Annotated in this window: 17 protein-coding genes and 1 other RNA gene; 4 read left to right on the forward strand and 14 right to left on the reverse strand. The window is 49.2% G+C overall.

All coding sequences use genetic code 11. The features are described 5' to 3' along the window. Nucleotides 1-10: 10 nt before the first annotated feature. From VF724_RS01020 to cshA, 6 genes are all read right to left on the reverse strand, one after another. Complete coding sequence (locus tag VF724_RS01020; RefSeq protein WP_371752341.1) at nucleotides 11-394, reverse strand: DUF1499 domain-containing protein; 384 nt, start codon at nucleotides 392-394, stop codon at nucleotides 11-13. Between the two features lie 22 nt (nucleotides 395-416). Then, nucleotides 417-1,391, reverse strand: coding sequence for a protease complex subunit PrcB family protein (locus VF724_RS01025; protein WP_371752342.1), 975 nt, complete (start codon nucleotides 1,389-1,391; stop codon nucleotides 417-419). 264 nt (nucleotides 1,392-1,655) lie between these two features. After that, entirely contained in the window at nucleotides 1,656-2,333 is a 678-nt protein-coding gene (gene sleB, locus VF724_RS01030) for a spore cortex-lytic enzyme (protein ID WP_371752466.1), read from the reverse strand. Nucleotides 2,334-2,457: 124 nt separating this feature from the next. Beyond that, complete coding sequence (gene fsa, locus VF724_RS01035) at nucleotides 2,458-3,114, reverse strand: fructose-6-phosphate aldolase (protein WP_371752343.1); 657 nt, start codon at nucleotides 3,112-3,114, stop codon at nucleotides 2,458-2,460. A 49-nt stretch (nucleotides 3,115-3,163) separates the two neighbouring features. After that, nucleotides 3,164-3,347: non-coding RNA, 6S RNA (gene ssrS / locus VF724_RS01040), on the reverse strand. Between the two features lie 204 nt (nucleotides 3,348-3,551). Further along, nucleotides 3,552-5,054, reverse strand: a complete 1,503-nt coding sequence (gene cshA, locus VF724_RS01045; protein WP_371752467.1) for a degradosome RNA helicase CshA — start codon at nucleotides 5,052-5,054, stop codon at nucleotides 3,552-3,554. A gap of 294 nt (nucleotides 5,055-5,348) precedes the next feature. Between cshA and VF724_RS01050 the strand changes: the two genes are divergently transcribed. The 4 genes from VF724_RS01050 to VF724_RS01065 all read left to right on the forward strand — a co-directional run bounded on the left by VF724_RS01050 (nucleotide 5,349) and on the right by VF724_RS01065 (nucleotide 8,893). Further along, nucleotides 5,349-6,158: a YitT family protein gene (locus VF724_RS01050; RefSeq protein WP_371752468.1), complete on the forward strand. Its 810-nt coding sequence runs from the start codon at nucleotides 5,349-5,351 to the stop codon at nucleotides 6,156-6,158. 133 nt (nucleotides 6,159-6,291) lie between these two features. Continuing rightward, nucleotides 6,292-6,480 carry a hypothetical protein gene (locus VF724_RS01055; RefSeq protein ID WP_371752344.1) on the forward strand — a complete coding sequence of 63 codons (189 nt, stop codon included), beginning with the start codon at nucleotides 6,292-6,294 and terminating at the stop codon, nucleotides 6,478-6,480. A gap of 131 nt (nucleotides 6,481-6,611) precedes the next feature. Further along, a complete protein-coding gene (locus VF724_RS01060; protein WP_371752345.1) occupies nucleotides 6,612-7,844 on the forward strand; it encodes a putative glycoside hydrolase in 1,233 nt (410 codons plus the stop codon). Between the two features lie 95 nt (nucleotides 7,845-7,939). Next, entirely contained in the window at nucleotides 7,940-8,893 is a 954-nt protein-coding gene (locus VF724_RS01065) for an aldolase catalytic domain-containing protein (RefSeq protein ID WP_371752346.1), read from the forward strand. A gap of 230 nt (nucleotides 8,894-9,123) precedes the next feature. On the opposite strand, the gene VF724_RS01070 is transcribed toward VF724_RS01065, so the two are convergent. From VF724_RS01070 to VF724_RS01105, 8 genes are all read right to left on the reverse strand, one after another. Further along, the gene (locus tag VF724_RS01070) at nucleotides 9,124-9,285 is read right to left on the reverse strand and encodes a hypothetical protein (RefSeq protein WP_371752347.1); all 162 of its coding nucleotides are present in this window, start codon (nucleotides 9,283-9,285) and stop codon (nucleotides 9,124-9,126) included. 57 nt (nucleotides 9,286-9,342) lie between these two features. Continuing rightward, nucleotides 9,343-9,645 carry a 2Fe-2S iron-sulfur cluster-binding protein gene (locus VF724_RS01075; protein WP_371752348.1) on the reverse strand — a complete coding sequence of 101 codons (303 nt, stop codon included), beginning with the start codon at nucleotides 9,643-9,645 and terminating at the stop codon, nucleotides 9,343-9,345. A gap of 10 nt (nucleotides 9,646-9,655) precedes the next feature. Beyond that, on the reverse strand, nucleotides 9,656-10,567 hold the full coding sequence (locus VF724_RS01080) for a catechol 2,3-dioxygenase (RefSeq protein WP_371752349.1): 912 nt from the start codon (nucleotides 10,565-10,567) through the stop codon (nucleotides 9,656-9,658). A 30-nt stretch (nucleotides 10,568-10,597) separates the two neighbouring features. Further along, on the reverse strand, nucleotides 10,598-12,502 hold the full coding sequence (locus tag VF724_RS01085; RefSeq protein ID WP_371752350.1) for a XylR N-terminal domain-containing protein: 1,905 nt from the start codon (nucleotides 12,500-12,502) through the stop codon (nucleotides 10,598-10,600). Between the two features lie 105 nt (nucleotides 12,503-12,607). Next, on the reverse strand, nucleotides 12,608-13,633 hold the full coding sequence (locus VF724_RS01090) for an NADH:ubiquinone reductase (Na(+)-transporting) subunit F (RefSeq protein WP_371752351.1): 1,026 nt from the start codon (nucleotides 13,631-13,633) through the stop codon (nucleotides 12,608-12,610). A gap of 62 nt (nucleotides 13,634-13,695) precedes the next feature. Then, complete coding sequence (locus VF724_RS01095) at nucleotides 13,696-13,980, reverse strand: hypothetical protein (protein WP_371752352.1); 285 nt, start codon at nucleotides 13,978-13,980, stop codon at nucleotides 13,696-13,698. Between the two features lie 40 nt (nucleotides 13,981-14,020). Beyond that, nucleotides 14,021-15,517 (reverse strand): ferritin family protein, encoded by a 1,497-nt coding sequence (locus VF724_RS01100; protein WP_371752353.1) that lies wholly within the window; start codon nucleotides 15,515-15,517, stop codon nucleotides 14,021-14,023. A 17-nt stretch (nucleotides 15,518-15,534) separates the two neighbouring features. After that, on the reverse strand, nucleotides 15,535-15,834 hold the full coding sequence (locus tag VF724_RS01105) for an MmoB/DmpM family protein (protein ID WP_371752354.1): 300 nt from the start codon (nucleotides 15,832-15,834) through the stop codon (nucleotides 15,535-15,537). Between the last annotated feature and the right edge of the window lie 18 nt (nucleotides 15,835-15,852).

Raw genomic sequence — 15,852 nt, forward strand, 5'->3', positions numbered from 1 at the left:
TGTTTTAATTTTAGTTTTCCTTGTATCCGGCGAATTTGCGATCCAATCCAGAGTAGATTTCCGAGATGGTGCGGTAATTCGAACCGAAATCGCCCAGAGAGCCTCGGGAAGCGGAATAAATATCGACAGCCGTTTTTAACGGGGAGACGGCGTACAAGGTAAGGGTAATGTCCTGCTTTCTGCCAAAGGGAGTTTTTTTCTCGACCACGATCTCCCCCAAACTTTTGGCTTCATGAAGCCTTTCATACCCCTTCATCTGCTTCAAAAGCTCTACCACGTCAGCCCACATCCTGTCTCTGGACAATCGATAATATTTCGTTCTCAACAGAGGATCGGCGGCGTTTTCAGACGTCTGCTCAAAGCTGCGGACGAGTCCGACCAAGGTTCTGTACACTGGAATCCCTCCTTAACTATGTTTATTGCAGTTCGACGGATAATGTTTCCTGTGCGGAACCATCCTTTGGGCTGTTCAGTTGAAAATTTGCTTCAAACGCTTTTCCCGCTTCGTTTGCAGGAATGCTCACCGTAAAATAACCCCAGTTCGGAGCGCCGGCGGCGGCCTGAATGCTCTCTTGGCGAATAATGGAGCCGTCCGTTCCGGTCAGTCCGAAATTGAGCATCCCTTCAAACGATCGGACCATACCGCGAAACTGCCATTCCCGTTCGTTTTTCAGCGGCTCGAACAGCACGATGTTGTCGCTTTCCTTCATAATTGTGCCGATAAAATCCAACCCGACGGGTCTGGGAACATTCCTTCCGTCAGCGGTAAGAAATTCCGGTTTGCCTGTCAGTTGGCGGTTTACTTTAACGAAAGCATAAGGAAAAGTCAACGGTTGGATGACGGGAATTCCTTTGGGCGGATCAGAATATCTGACCCTGACCTGATAGCCGGAAGCATACTGTTTGATTTCTTCGATTTCGACCGTGTATCCGCCGGTGCTTTTTTCCCCGCGGGTCACCAATATGTATGTATCATTGCCATAAACGCGGGATTGCCCAAGCTCAATATGTACAGAGCGTTGAAGCCAATCGCTTATTTCCTTCGGCACCTGAGAAACGGTTGCTTGGCTGAACGGAACCTGTTCAACGGAGCGGATATCGATTCTTTCCTGTTTCCGGTCCCATACGATTTCCTTCCCGAGTCCATCCGCCAAAAATCGGACCGGAACATAGCTGACACCTTTGTACGAAATGGTGGCCGGAACATCCTCCGAGCCAAAGCGGATGCTTCCGTCATGATAATCGTCGTTTTGAATTTGTTTGCCATCCAGCCAGTAGGTCCATTTGGGAAAGCTCACCTCGATCTGAAAGCTGTCTGCGGCATAGGAAAAACCGCCGGTTAACAAGCTGCCCGCAACAACGCCGATGATAAAAGTTTTAAATTTATTCATCTGCCGGAATACCTCTTTTCTGTTCAATTGTTTCAAAACGACAAATCTATCCCGAAAATTCATTTCGCTAAAACATTCAGTCTATTGAAATTTCTTCGAGAATGCTTCAAACGTCCTTCCTGCAAATATATTATAGCAAAAATAATCATATATTTACTTAAATAAAGACAAAACATTTTCAGGGAACAGGACACGGCTGCAGCCGAAGAACCGCGCAAGGGCAAAGGCGCATCGGCGGTCCCTCCGTGAAGTTAATAAACTAGGTCATTTCGTAAATATATGGTCGCCGATCCGCTTGATCTGCGGCCTCGACCAAATCCAGCCGGAGGTCGCCGTATTCGGATTGAAATAATAGAGAGCATTGCCTGAAGGATCCCATCCGTTCAATGCATCGCGGGCAGCCCTGAACGCCTCCGAATCGGGATTCAACCAAATCTGACCGTCCGAAACAGCGGTAAACGCACCCGGCTGGAAAATGACTCCCGCTATGGTTTTGGGAAATTTCGGATTTTGCACCCGATTCAGGATGACTGCCGCTACCGCCACCTGGCCTATGTACGGTTCGCCTCTCGCTTCTCCGAATACTGCTCTGGCCAACAGCTTGACATCGTTAGAACCGTAGGAAGATGTCCTGGCCGTAGAAGCTGATTTGGCTTGCCCTCCTGAGGCCCCCGGTCTCCAATTTTTGGTTGCTTTCCAAAGCATCAGTTTGGTCTTTGATCCGACCACACCGTCGACCCTCATTCCGAATTTCCACTGGAAGTAGCGCACCGCCTTGTATGTCCTCCAACCGAATTGCCCGTCGATTTTGCCGGTATAAAATCCGAGATAGGCCAATCTTCCTTGAAGCTCATACACATCACCGCCGCGAGAACCTACCTTTAATATCTGTTTGCCGAAGGAATAGGCCGTATCGGGGGCCGTCCCCAATTCCAAAGGCATCAACAGGCAAATGACGACAGCGACCGCGATGATTTTTTTGGATATGAACACAAAAACACCTCCCACTGTTGTTTTTTTAGTATGGAGGTGTTCTTCCCATGTTATTCGGTTGTGTTATTCAAGCTCAGAACGATACTTGATTCGCGCTTTCCCAATCGGCTAAAAATCTTTGGATGCCCGCCTCCGTCAGCGGATGATTCATCATCTGCTTAATGACTTTGAACGGTACGGTGGCGATATCGGCTCCAAGCAGCGCCGATTCAATGACATGAGGAGTATGCCTGACGCTTGCGGCGATAATTTGTGTGTCGATTTGATGAATGCTGAAAATTTCGCTGACTTCCTGGATCAGATTCATGCCGATTTGATTGATGTCATCCAATCTCCCGATGAAGGGTGAAACGTAAGTGGCTCCGGCTCTGGCGGCCAGAAGCGCTTGCGTGGATGAGAAAATCAAGGTGACGTTCGTCCGGATGTCCATTTCGGCGAAGCGTTTGGTAGCCTTCAAGCCATCTGCCGTCATCGGCACCTTGACTACGATATTCGGTCCGAGTGCAGCCAGCTTCTTTCCCTGCTCAACCATTTCATCGGCTTTCAGGCTGATGACCTCCGCGCTGATAGGCAGATCGCCGACGATCGATACAATTTCCCGGACCGTTTCAAAAAAATCTTTGCCTTCCTTAGCGATCAGCGACGGATTCGTGGTGACCCCGGACAGTACGCCGAGCTCGTAAGCTTCGCGGATTTCGTCGACGTTGGCGGTATCAATAAATATATGCATGGAATCGCTCCTTTCCAAATCATCCAAATTTGAACAGCCGTATGTACGCAAAAAACCCGCCAATGCCGTCCGGTTTATCGTGTTTCTGAACCTGCTCTCGCAGGTGGGTGTCCGCAGTAGCGCTTTGGAAGTCCCCTTTTGGGGGCATGTCGGCAGCGCTACAATATAAGACTCCCTTTTAATGGTTATTGGTTCAAAACAACAACCAACCGTGACGAACACCGCAGATTTATTACTTATTATAGTCCCGAAGCTGGGGAAAGTAAACCGGACGACATCCAAAACTTTTCCCAAACTTGTCAGTTTCCGCTTAATTGACTCTCATTTTTATTGAGCTGTTCCGATCCTCAAACCAAGGGGCTGTCCCATTTTCGGAAATGCCGAAAAATGCTTGGATTTTTCAGCAGCGCCTGTCTATGAGAAAGCCCCTTGATTCGTCAGATTTTCACAAAATTTTGAGTCGTGCCTGTGCGTTTATCGCCGGAATTGCCGCCGCTCCAGTTCTTTTTCCCGCCGGAGGACTGATAGTCCCGACCATAGGATCGCTGGCCGCCGCTGCGATGTCCACCGCTGTGCTTGGAGCCCGCTCCGCGATAACCGCCGGTACTTGAGCTGCCGGAAGTTGATCCGGAATACCGTCTGCCGGAGCTTCTGAATTCCGGTTTGCGCTTTTTGACCCTTAACGGTTCTTCCGGAGTCAGTTCGATGTTGACTTCCTTCTTTTCTCCCGTCAAAAGCTTCAATGCGCCGGCCACCAGCTGAACGGAATCATATTGCTCCAACAGTTGTATGGCAACTCCCTTGAATTCGTTCACACTGTCATTCTGAATTACATCCAACAGTCTTTCGGCAACAATCTTCTGCTTGCCTTCGATCGCTTCGGCCATTGTAGGCAAAGGCTTGCGGTTGATGCGATGACGGGTGATTTTTTCAATCAAGTGCAAATGATCGATTTCCCGAGGCGTAACAAACGTCCATGCGCTTCCTTCTTTGCCCGCGCGTCCCGTCCGTCCGATCCGGTGGACATAGCTTTCGGGATCCTGCGGAAGATCGAAGTTGATTACATGCGTCACGCCCGATACATCCAGTCCACGGGCCGCCACGTCTGTAGCCACGAGCACATCGATGCTGCCTTCACGGAACTTCCTCATGACAATGTCGCGTTGATTCTGGGAAAGATCGCCGTGCAGACCGTCGGCGGAATAGCCTCTTTTTTGCAGGGCTTCGGACAATTCATCCACGCGTCTTTTCGTGCGTCCGAACACGATCGCCAGCTCGGGAGATTCCATGTCCAGCAGTCGGCTCAGTGCCTCGAACTTTTGACGCTCATGAACTTCCATATAATTTTGCGTGATCAAAGGTGCGGTGATCTGTTTCGGAACGACTGAAATGTGTTCCGGATTCCGCAAAAATTGTTGAGCCAATCTTTGTATATTGGGCGGCATGGTTGCCGAAAACAACATTGTATGGCGTTCTTCGGGAACCAATTTGAGGATGGACTGAATGTCATCCATAAATCCCATATCCAGCATTTCATCGGCCTCATCCAATACAACTGTCCGGACATCGTCCAAACGGATCGTTTTGCGCTGAATATGATCCAACAAGCGGCCCGGTGTACCTATGATGATTTGCGGATGCTTTTTCAACGCCCTGATTTGTCTTACGATATCCTGACCGCCGTAAATGGGGAGCGTGCGGATTCCTTTGAATCTTCCCAGCTTCCCGAATTCCTCGGCGACTTGAATCGCCAATTCGCGGGTAGGCGTCATAACGAGCGCCACTATTTTTTCTTCCGCAGCTTCAATCTTGCTGATCAGCGGAATGCCGAAAGCTGCCGTTTTTCCCGTCCCCGTTTGCGCCTGACCAATCAAATCGCGACCCTGCATCGCAATCGGAATAGTCCTCTCCTGTACGGGTGTCGGCTCCTCGAATCCCATTTCCGTTACGGCGCGCAGCACCTTCGATTCGAGACCGAAATCGTTAAAAGTAAAAGTTACCAAATTTCTTCAAACTCCTTTGTTAAAATCCTTGTGCACCATTATTATTATCCTTTATTTTTTAAACCTTATTAGTATAACATTTCAATTCACCCAATGCCAGAACTCTTTTGCATAATTTGCCTAGTCAGCTTGCAGGCAATATTGTAAAACCGCAATTAAATGGTACAATAATGAAAATCAATTTGCAAAAAGGAGCATTTTGTCGTGAAGAAGCTTCTGTCCCTCAAAAATATGTCCGTCTATCTGATTACCGCGTTGTGCTCGCTCATCGTTGCCGCAGGATTTAATTTGTTCCTGGTCCCCCACCGCTTGTTAAGCGGGGGCTTATCGGGCGTTTCCATGCTGGTCGGCTACGCTGCCGGATGGAATATCGGACTGCTGTACTTTTTGTTCAATCTTCCTATATTGGTGTGGGGGCTTGTCGTGATCGGCAAAAGATTCGTGGTGCTAAGCGTGTTTTCCGTTGTGCTGATCACTTGGTTTATGCAAATCATCCCCGTGGATCTGTACGTGAACGATTCGATTCTCGCATCCGTGTTTGGCGGGGTGCTGATCGGCATCGGAACGGGCTTCTCGCTCCGCGTCGGCGGTTCGTCGGGCGGCTTCGACATCGTCGGATTGATTCTCACCCGCCGCTACGACTTTCCGCTCGGCAACGTGCTATTCGGGCTTAACGGCGCCGTCATTCTTGCTCTCGGCTACCCGGACAACTGGGACCACGCGCTTTATTCCATGCTCTCCATCTACATAACGGGTAAAATCGTCGATTCCATTCACGTCCGACACATCAAAGTCACCTGTTTTATCGTCACCAACCGAACCGCGCAAATGCTCGAACGACTTCTCCAGCTCCCCCGCGGGGTCACCATCATGAAAACGCAGGGAGCATACACCAATGTAGAGAAGGATATGCTGATGACCGTGACAACTCGTTATGAATTGGCCGAGCTGCGAAAAATTATTCAGGAAATCGATCCGAAAGCGTTCGTCAACATTGTGGAAACGGTGGAAGTCATCGGCGACTTCAGAAAATCAAAATAGTAAAAATCGACAATAGGATTCATTCCGGTATTATGTTATAATTATTGTAATTTCATATGTTCTGGTACTGTAAGCTTCCAGAAAGTATATTTCTCTCGATCGCAAGACAATAACGATTGGAAGGGTGGTACTTATGGAAACAGTGACGTTATCCAGAATCGTCATGAAATTCACACCGGATTTGTATCCGTTCCTCAAACCGAAGGAACTGGAAACACAGATCTTTTTAAGAGACGGGCTTTCTGTTTTAAATCCCAAGGACGTTGTCGAAATCGTCCACCAAAGCATTTATGAGCAGCAAAAAGACACCTTCATCCATTGAAAGGTGTCTTTTTTATTCATTGTATCTCGACAAATATCCGGGGGATTCAACAAAAAAGTCAATTTTTCCACTGTGCTGAACCTCTCCTGCTGTCATATAATGATAATAAGCATACCGATGGGGGAGAGAGAATGGGAGTACTATTAGCCTCTTTATTATTTATTCTGGGAAATCTATCGGCCGACAAACCCGCCATAACCTTTGAGCAATTGGCACAGGCTGCAGTGGCTTCAAAGCAGCAGGCCGTCCAGCAGCCGGCAAATCCGCAGGATCAGCAGAAAGGCTCCGAAGCAAACAGCCAACCGTCCGCGGATAGTTTTGTCAAACAGGATCCGCAGCCCGAAGCGCCCATCGTCAAAGGCATTTATTCAACCGCCAACAGTGCCGGAGGCGCTAAGCTGAATTCGTTAATCAAGCTGATCGACGAAACCGATCTGAATTCCATCGTCATCGATCTCAAAGACGACTTCGGTTATATTACCTTCGACACGGATAATCCCAAACTGAAAAGCTACGGATCCTCCAAAAAAATCATTCCCGACATTCATCAATTGATGGATACCTTAAAGCAGCACAACATCTACCCGATTGCCAGAATTGTCGCATTCAAAGATACCGTGCTGGCCAAAAAACGGCCGGACCTTTCCTTCGTCAATCCGGACGGGAGCCTTTGGAACAACGGCAAAAAGCCGAATCCCGACAGCTTTGTCAACCCTTATATGCAGGAGGTTTGGGAATACAACGTCGAAGTCGCCAAGGAAGCGGCCAAGCTCGGCTTTAAAGAAATTCAATTCGATTATGTCCGTTTCCCGGAAGGGTTCGAGAAAAAAGCGGATAAACTGAAATACAGCAGCGATGACCGAAAAAGAATTCAAGTCGTTTCCGACTTTGTCAAATACGCGAGAGAACAATTGAATCCGCTGGGAGTGCGAACTTCCGTGGATATCTTCGGCTATGCCGCTTCCGTTCCTGCGGCGGAAGGGATCGGCCAGGATTTCAACGCCATCTCCAAATATGTCGACGTGATCTGTCCCATGGTCTACCCGAGCCACTACAGCGCAGGCTGGTTCGGTTCGAAGGTGCCGGATACCGAGCCGTACAAGACCATCAACGGAGCGATGATCGACACGCACAAAAAGCTCGAAGCGATCGGGGCATATAAGCCGATCATCCGTCCCTGGATCCAGGATTTCACGGCGAGCTGGCTGCCTGTTCATATTACTTATGGCAAAAAAGAAGTGGAGGCGCAGATTCGCGCATTGGAAGACAACCATATCCAGCAATTCCTGCTGTGGAACGCCACAAATCGATATACGCCGGGCGTAAACTACGAGCGAGCCGACCAAAGCCGGGACAAAAGCTGATTGACACAGGCCTTTATAATATGATATTTTGGGAAAATAATTGAACTGATTGCCATTGCGGTCAAAGCGTCAGTGACAAACGGAGGAATCGAACAATGGTTAGAAAAGATTCTCATAAGATATTGGATTGTACCATCCGTGACGGCGGTTTGGTCAACAATTGGGACTTCAGCGTAGAGTTCGTTCAGAACCTGTACAGGGGATTGAGTGAGGCCGGCGTTGCTTATATGGAAATCGGTTATAAAAACTCTGCAAAGCTGCTGAAAAGCGAAGATTCCGGACCGTGGCGCTTTCTTAACGAGGATTTTCTAAAGGAAGTCATCCCGACCAAGACGGAAACCAAGCTTTCGGCCCTTGTCGATATCGGCCGCGTGGACGAGAACGATATCTTGCCCAGGGAAGAAAGCGTGTTGGATTTGATTCGGGTAGCTACCTACATTAAAGATGTCGATAAAGCGATCGAGCTGATTGAGAAATTCCATTCCATGGGCTACGAAACCACGCTCAACATCATGGCTCTTTCTCACGTTAAAGAGAATGAATTGTCTGAAGCCTTCGCGGAAATCGCCAAATCTCCAGTCGATGTCGTCTATGTCGTCGATTCTTACGGAAGCATGGATCACCGGGATGTGGACTACATGATTTCCAAATTCCAGCGCATGCTCCCCGACAAAGAGCTGGGCGTGCATATGCACAACAACATGCAGTTGGCTTTCTCGAATACGCTTATCGGAGCCGAGAAAGGCGTTTCGTACCTGGATTCCTCGGTCTACGGCATGGGACGTGCAGCGGGCAACTGCCCGACGGAGCTTCTCGTCAGTTACCTGAAGCATCCGAAGTACAACCTTCGCCCGGTACTGGAAATTATCGAAAAGCTGATGATTCCGATGCGCGAAAAAGTCGAATGGGGTTATCTGATCCCCTATACCGTTACCGGCATTCTCAACGAGCATCCCCGTACGGCGATGGCGCTTAGAAACAGCGAGGACAAAGATAAATACGTGGAATTCTACGATCGGCTGACCTCACCGGAGATTATGGTGAAATAAACAAATCGACGCAAACTGGGCTGTCCCAAAAGTCTTAAATGACAAGGGGCAGCCCTTTTTTCTTACTTTGTTGCTTTATCCGGAGTGGAGAGGGGTTGCGGCCGCTGTTGAACGTCTTGTTCTTTTGAATTTATTAAAAGGTGAGAACGGGACGTTCAAAAGCGGACGTAAACTCCTTCACCCCTTCCCCACTCCCTCTCGCTGTCGTAATCAGATGAAATGCCCCAACGTCATTTAAGGACTTCTGTACAGCAAAAAGGGTAAAAAAATGAAAGAAATCGCTTCGCTTTGTTCACCTGAATGCCGAGTTCAGCCGTTTTCATGGCGGCGGCCTCAACCATTTTCACAACGATTTCTTGCGTCAAAACCGGCTTGCTGTAATAAACAGCCAATTCTAACCCCTCCTGTTAAAAGATGGCGGGATAAGCATCCCGCCATTACCGCATCCATCATATTTTTTTGCCGGCCCCCCTGAAGGGGGCGATCAATCTGATTCCGGTTTTCGGATAGGTTTTGCAGGCCAGACTGTAGCGCTGCTCCCGGTCCGAATCGTCCAGCACCGCCATCGAACATAAGCCCCTCTCGAAATCCCCGTCCACCACAAGCACCTTGCACATGCCGCACCCTCCGTTGCAGCAGCCGATCGGGATATCGAAAACCCCCGCGCGCATGGCGGCCCGCAAAATATCCTCCTGTTCGCCGCAACGGAAATGCTTCTCGCTGCTGCCGACCACCAGTGTAATATTGTGCATCGATTTTACATTAAGTCAAAGCGCTCATGAAGGATTCAATCAATGCGCGTCGGTGGTAGAAGATGCCTTGGCCGATTTTGTCTTCCGTCCATGTGATGGTCGGAAAATCCTGATAGGTGTAATATCCGCTGCAGAAGGCTTCGTTCCGGTTTCCGGAAGGATCGAAGAAATAAATGGTCTGTCCGCGGGTGATGCCATGGCGGGTTGGCGTGACTTCAATCTGGACGTCCTTCATGGTCAGGATGTCGGCCGCTTTCAGCACATCGTAGAAATTATCCACGTGGAAGGCAGCGTGATGCAGCTTGGCGTCCGGCCCTTTGACAAACGCCACGTCGTGGGCTTTGTTGGTGGTAAACAAGAAACTGCCCACCATTTCTTGACCGTCCACGGTCATGATCCTTTCGCTTTGCCCGAATCCAAGCACCTCCATGAAGAAGCGCGTAACATTGGAAAGATCATCCCCGGTCAACAAGACATGATCGAGATGATGCGGCGCAATCCCTTTGGCGTTTAACGGCCAGGGATGCGGATTCAAAGTGCCCGTGGCCGTCCCCACCCTTTCGATGTCGGCATACAGCTCCACAAAATGGCCTGTCGGCAGCTCGAAGCGGATTGCTTCCCCTTCCTTCAAACGGCTTCCGTCCGTAACCCGCTTCAGCGTCAATCCGAACTCTTCAATCTTCTTTTCGTATTGGGCCAGATCATCGACGTGCCTCACTTTGAAGGCAAAATGATCCATTCCGGGACGATCGGCTTTTTGCAGGATCACGCTGTGATGATCATATTCATCCCATGCTTTCAGATAAACCCTGTCGCCTTCTCTTCCCGTCTCCTCCAATCCGATAATGTTCGTGTAATAATCCACGGACTTTTCAAGGTCCATAACCCTCAATTCTACCCGCCCGATACGCATAATCGACATGCTAAAAACCTCCTTGTTTTTTTATAAATTTTACGCAATAATCGTCAGATCTCCGATCATGATTAAAGCCTGCAAGGCCAAAAATACCTGGTAACGCACGCTGGGATCGTTGATGTCGACTTGAAGGATCTCATTCAGCCGCTGCAGCCGGTATCTCAATCCACTGATGGAAAAGTTCATCAACCGCGCGGTCTGATGCAGATTGCATCCGTTATTCAGATAATGATACAGGGTTTGGGTCAGCTCCATATTCTTGTGTTTGTCATATTCGATCAGCCCGCCGATGATCTTGTGGGAAAATTTGCGTATTCCCTGAATATTCCCGTGCTGGAATAAAATCCCTGCAATACCCAACGATTCAAACAAGACGATAGTTTTGTCCCGGGTGCATACCTTGAGGGCGGCCACCGCTTCTTCGTACAAATTCTGGGCTTCCTCGATCGAATTCCCTTCCGAGCTGATGCCCAGCTGAAAGAAATAATTTTTATATTTCATGCGGCACACTTCGCTCAACTTTTGACAAAACTCCTGAAGAGAGAGCTGATTTTCTTCCAACAGCCCATACGGCATCAGCAGAACGATGCCTCCCGATTTTTGTCCAAGCAGCACGTTATAGCTTTGGTCCTTAAAATATTTGGACAGGGTGCCGATCAAGGTGTCGTTAAACTCCAGCTCCTCCCGGACCGACGGACTGGTCGAATGCTTGTCGATGACAATCATCCGGAAGCGTCTGGACAAATCGATGTGAATATAGCGGGCCCTGGCCATGATTTCTTTCCCCGTCAAGCTCCTGCTCAGAATTTCCTCCAGAAAATTTCCCCGAAGCCGCTGCTCCGCCTCGACCGCCGTCTTTTCATTAAACAAATACAAGGCACACACCAATGCGGCCTGCTCCAGAATCATCGCATCGACTTCTTTGGTCACATGCTCTTGATACAGGAACGAGCAATATCCGGATATGGTATGTCCCAGCACAATCGGGGTGACCAGCCGGCATTGTTCGCCATCGAAGGAAATTTTCACAGTGCGTTTTTGACCCGTCAGCTCTTCCAATATCCGTCTTTCGTCCGCAGCTTTCTTGCCGTCCATCCAATTTTTCAATTGATTGCCGTATTGCTCAAAATGCTCCCGGGGCATACCCGCCGAAGCAATCTGATTGTTATAGGCATCCTCAATTAAGATGGGAGTGCTGGTGATTTCGAACAATACATTGGCTATCGATTGCAGGTTGTTTCCGTACAGCAGCTTGTGCGACAATTGGGTATGAACCCGGATCGATTTATCAAGATTATCCCTTTGCAGGGTCAGCCGTTCATAGGCGCGGTCCAATTCGTTCGCCAGATTCTCGACTTCATAATATCTGAGCTCCTCCACCAATTCGCCTCCCCATTCTTCAACCGTTTTGCATACCCAGTGGCAGTGGTCTTCACCCATACCTTTGCATGCGACTTCTTTGGCGATCACTCGTTTCCCCATAATCGTGGTCAGATATCCGCTGGCATACCCGACAAGTGTATGGCATACAGGTTTGTCGCTGATTCCAAACAGCTGCACATGCTCCTCCGCCTCATAGGAATCCTTCCAAATTCCTTCGTAATGAAGCGTGCCTTTTTGAAAATCATATTCGGTAATCAAGGGTTGAACATGAACATAGCCATGGATCATATGCATTCTCGGACCGGCCCACAAGATTTCTTTCTCGGAATCCCAGATCATTTCTTTCATTCTCATTCCGTCGCTGGCTCCGCAATTCCAGCCGTAACGCAGAAGGAACCCTTTTGTACGGTCCATCCCCATCGTTTCGATCAGATCCTTGCGAAGCGTTCCCAGCGCGGATGCGGGTATCGTGATGACTCTTTGATCCTTGATCAAAATCTTGCCTTCTGTCGGCAAAAAGCGTATCAAGCTCTCCAACTGCAAATCTCGGGCTTTCACTGACTTCACCACCAGAAAAAAATGGTTGAACAACGGTTAATTTAATTGTAAGCGATTACAATCAACACGGAAAGGCAATCTTTTATTTGGAGTACTTGCCCTTGTTTAAAATTCATCGTAAGCGATGTTGGAGCCGCGTATGCCCAATCGGGTGATGACCTCAATCGTCGTTTCAATCAATTTGGGCGGGCCGCACAAATAAGCGTCCGTATTGGGCATGCTGCCCATTTTGCGTTTCACTGCATCCGCTATATAGCCCAGTTCGCCGGTCCACTTCTCATCCGGCCGTTTCTCGGAAAGGGCCGGAATGAAATGAAAGTTGGGGTGCTCCCGCTCCAGCTCCGCCCACTTTTCCGTCAGATACAGGTCTTGTTTGCCGCGGGCCCCGTAAAAAAACCAGGCTTCATGCTCGAAGGGCTCGGAGAACAATTCCTCGATCAGCGCTTTAATCGGAGCCATGCCCGAGCCGCCGGCAACAAACAGCAAATCCTTTTCCCGCGTTTTCAACCGCATGTTGCCATAAGGTCCGGAGCCGGTCACGCGGCTGCCCGCCGAAAGACTGCACAAATAATTGGAGCCGATTCCCTGGCCGACACGTTTAATATGGAATTCTATAACGTCTTGCGCAAAATACGGAGCTGCCATCGAATACGCACGCGTCTCAGACAAACCCGGAATGTCAAATTCGAAATATTGTCCGGCTGCGTAAGGGATAGCTGTAGGATTGAGCAATTTCATCCGGATGACGTGGATGTCCGGTGTGGTCTGCACATTGCCGGTGATTTCCGCTTCGAAATCGTGAACCTGATAAAATGCGATATCGGATTCTTTTTCCTCCACTTCAATGGTTAAATCGCTTTCCGCAAGCGTGCTGCACAGCAAAACATAACCCTCATCCCGTTCAAAGCCCAGCAGGGAATACTCAGAAACTCTGTCCATGTGCGAATAATCGCCTTCAAGCACCAGGGCCTTGCAGGCGGAACAATTTCCGTGGCGGCAGCCGTATGGAATTTGCACGCCCCCGCGGATAATTGCATCTAGCAGGGTTTGGCCTTCTCTTGCATTCACGCTGATACCGCTCGGCTGAAGTGTAATTTCATAGGTTTCCGCATCGGTTCCCGAGAAGTTCATTGGATTCCGCAAGCTCCTTTCCAGATTAATGCAGATCCTGTCGGATCAAACAGGAGCAGCTGTCAGGCCGCTCCAACGATTTGCAGAGGATCTCCGTTTCGCAATCCGGCTTCCTTGATGTTTTGGTTCAACGGGATGTCGATTTCCTCATTTTCGCGAATGAGCAGCAGACGGTAATCCTTGGATCTATCCGCTTGCCAGGCTTCGAGACAAACCGCGAGCAAATCCTGTCCGGTCATGCTGTAATTGGCCTGCACCCCGATATAGGCAAAGAACAAATCATTCTCCATGTGCGTTTTCAACACGGGATACACGATCAGATGGTTAGCGTCCTGCAAATAAAGCATATTCGATCCCTCCTTGATTCGTTGCCCTGCTGACGATCCGTCAGACAAATCTTTGGTTCAAGCCCAACTGCTCACGGTACTTCATCCAGCGTTCGCGGTCGGGAGATGAATAGTGTTCATTGGCTTCTTCCGGCGAAAATCCGAAATATTTGAATAAATCAAGCGGCAAATCCGTGCCGAACTCCCCGTTGACGTAAGCCTCCGCCGGCCACCACCATTGAATGAATTTGCCGGGCTCCTGCTCAAAAATGTGCTTGCACCCCGGCGAGCAGAGAATATGCGTTTTGTTGTTGAACTCGCTGTACTGTGTCCACATTTTGTTGGGCTGATCCGGATCCGGGAATTCTACGGGGATTTGGCAGACCGCGCAGACGGCCGGAATTCCGGGGCTGGCGACGGCCATGATATGATCATCCATTCTCCGGAAAAACGGCGCATAATATTTTTCGAACGTGTCCGGATATTCATTATGCAGCCACTCATAATCGTCGGGCTGCAAACGGAAGCCGCGGAACATATTCGCATGCTTGTAATGCTCCAGAATCCGCATCGTGGCATGGGAGTAATGCTCTTTCTCCTTGATGCTGTCTTCCGCATGCAGCGGCTCGCGAATTCCATACTTCCGCAAATCTTTGAACAGACCGTCAAGCACCTGGTCCTCCACATAGATTTCAAACGCTTTTCTCCAGGAAATCGGACGGATCCGCGGATAGTAGTCCACCAAAGTGGCCACCACGGAAAAGATTCGGTAGGCTCTCCAGTACCACTTATCCAGCCATTTTTGGACGATCGGAATATTCCTGTCGTCTTCTTCCAGCAGCATTTTCAACGCCGTCATCCCCAGCGCCATATGTCGCGCCTCATCGGACTGCACGCTCTTGCCGACAGCGGCGAAGTTCTCGTCGCCCACCGCAGCCGCCGATGATGCAAACGGCAAAAACAAAATATTGGTGAATACATACTCAAAAGAAAAGGAAATCGCCATCAGCGCTTCAAACGGACCGGCAGTGAGCGCATCGTCGAAGAAAGATTTGGCCACCGTGTTGAACCAGAGGTTCTCATTGGTCTTTGCATACGCATGCAGGCCGTCATAGTACTTGCTCATATGGGCATAATGCTTGATTTCGATTTGCGCATGCCTAAGCTCATCGATGCATTGATTGAATGTGGCAAAGCGAATCGCCTCGATCGGGATATTTCTCCCGATATAAGCCATCAGCCTGTGAGCGGCATACTCCGCAGGCTGAACCGCCAGGGCAAACGCCTTGATCCCTTCGTACCAGCGCGCATCCACCACCTTGGCATGGCCGTTGTTCGCCTCAAAGGCATTGCGGACCGAATGGTAAATGTGATCTTTTTCCGACTGGATTTTCACGTATTGATTGTAGGTCATGCGGAATGGGTCTTCCCATTTCTTCGGATCCTTGACGATGATGCCTTCCTTTTCGATTAACGGATACACCTTCTTCAGGTCAAAATCCTTCGGATCCCACATCAATTCCCTGGTCATTGCGGAATAACTGCTCTTGATCCCCATATTGGTTGCACCTCCTTTTATTTGTCCGGGTTGTTCCAACGAATGATCATCTGATCCTCGTCCCAGTCCTCGATAAAGCCGAAATAGGACGACATATACAAATGAATATCATCCATATTCCATTCTCTTCCGAGACACGCTTCAACGGTTTCCCTTTTCACAAGCATATTGTTGGGCGCCTTGACCTTCTTGAAGGTAAAGTAATCCTCCACGACCACTCCTTCGTTATCCTCCTCGATCGCTTCAATGATTGCATGAATGGTGTCCCCTCCGCTGGAATCGAGATCCATTCCGACATACATCACTTTTTCACCCATGGTTTTCGATCCTTTCCC

The organism is Ferviditalea candida (assembly GCF_035282765.1).
Classification (GTDB): Bacteria; Bacillota; Bacilli; order Paenibacillales; family KCTC-25726; genus Ferviditalea; species Ferviditalea candida.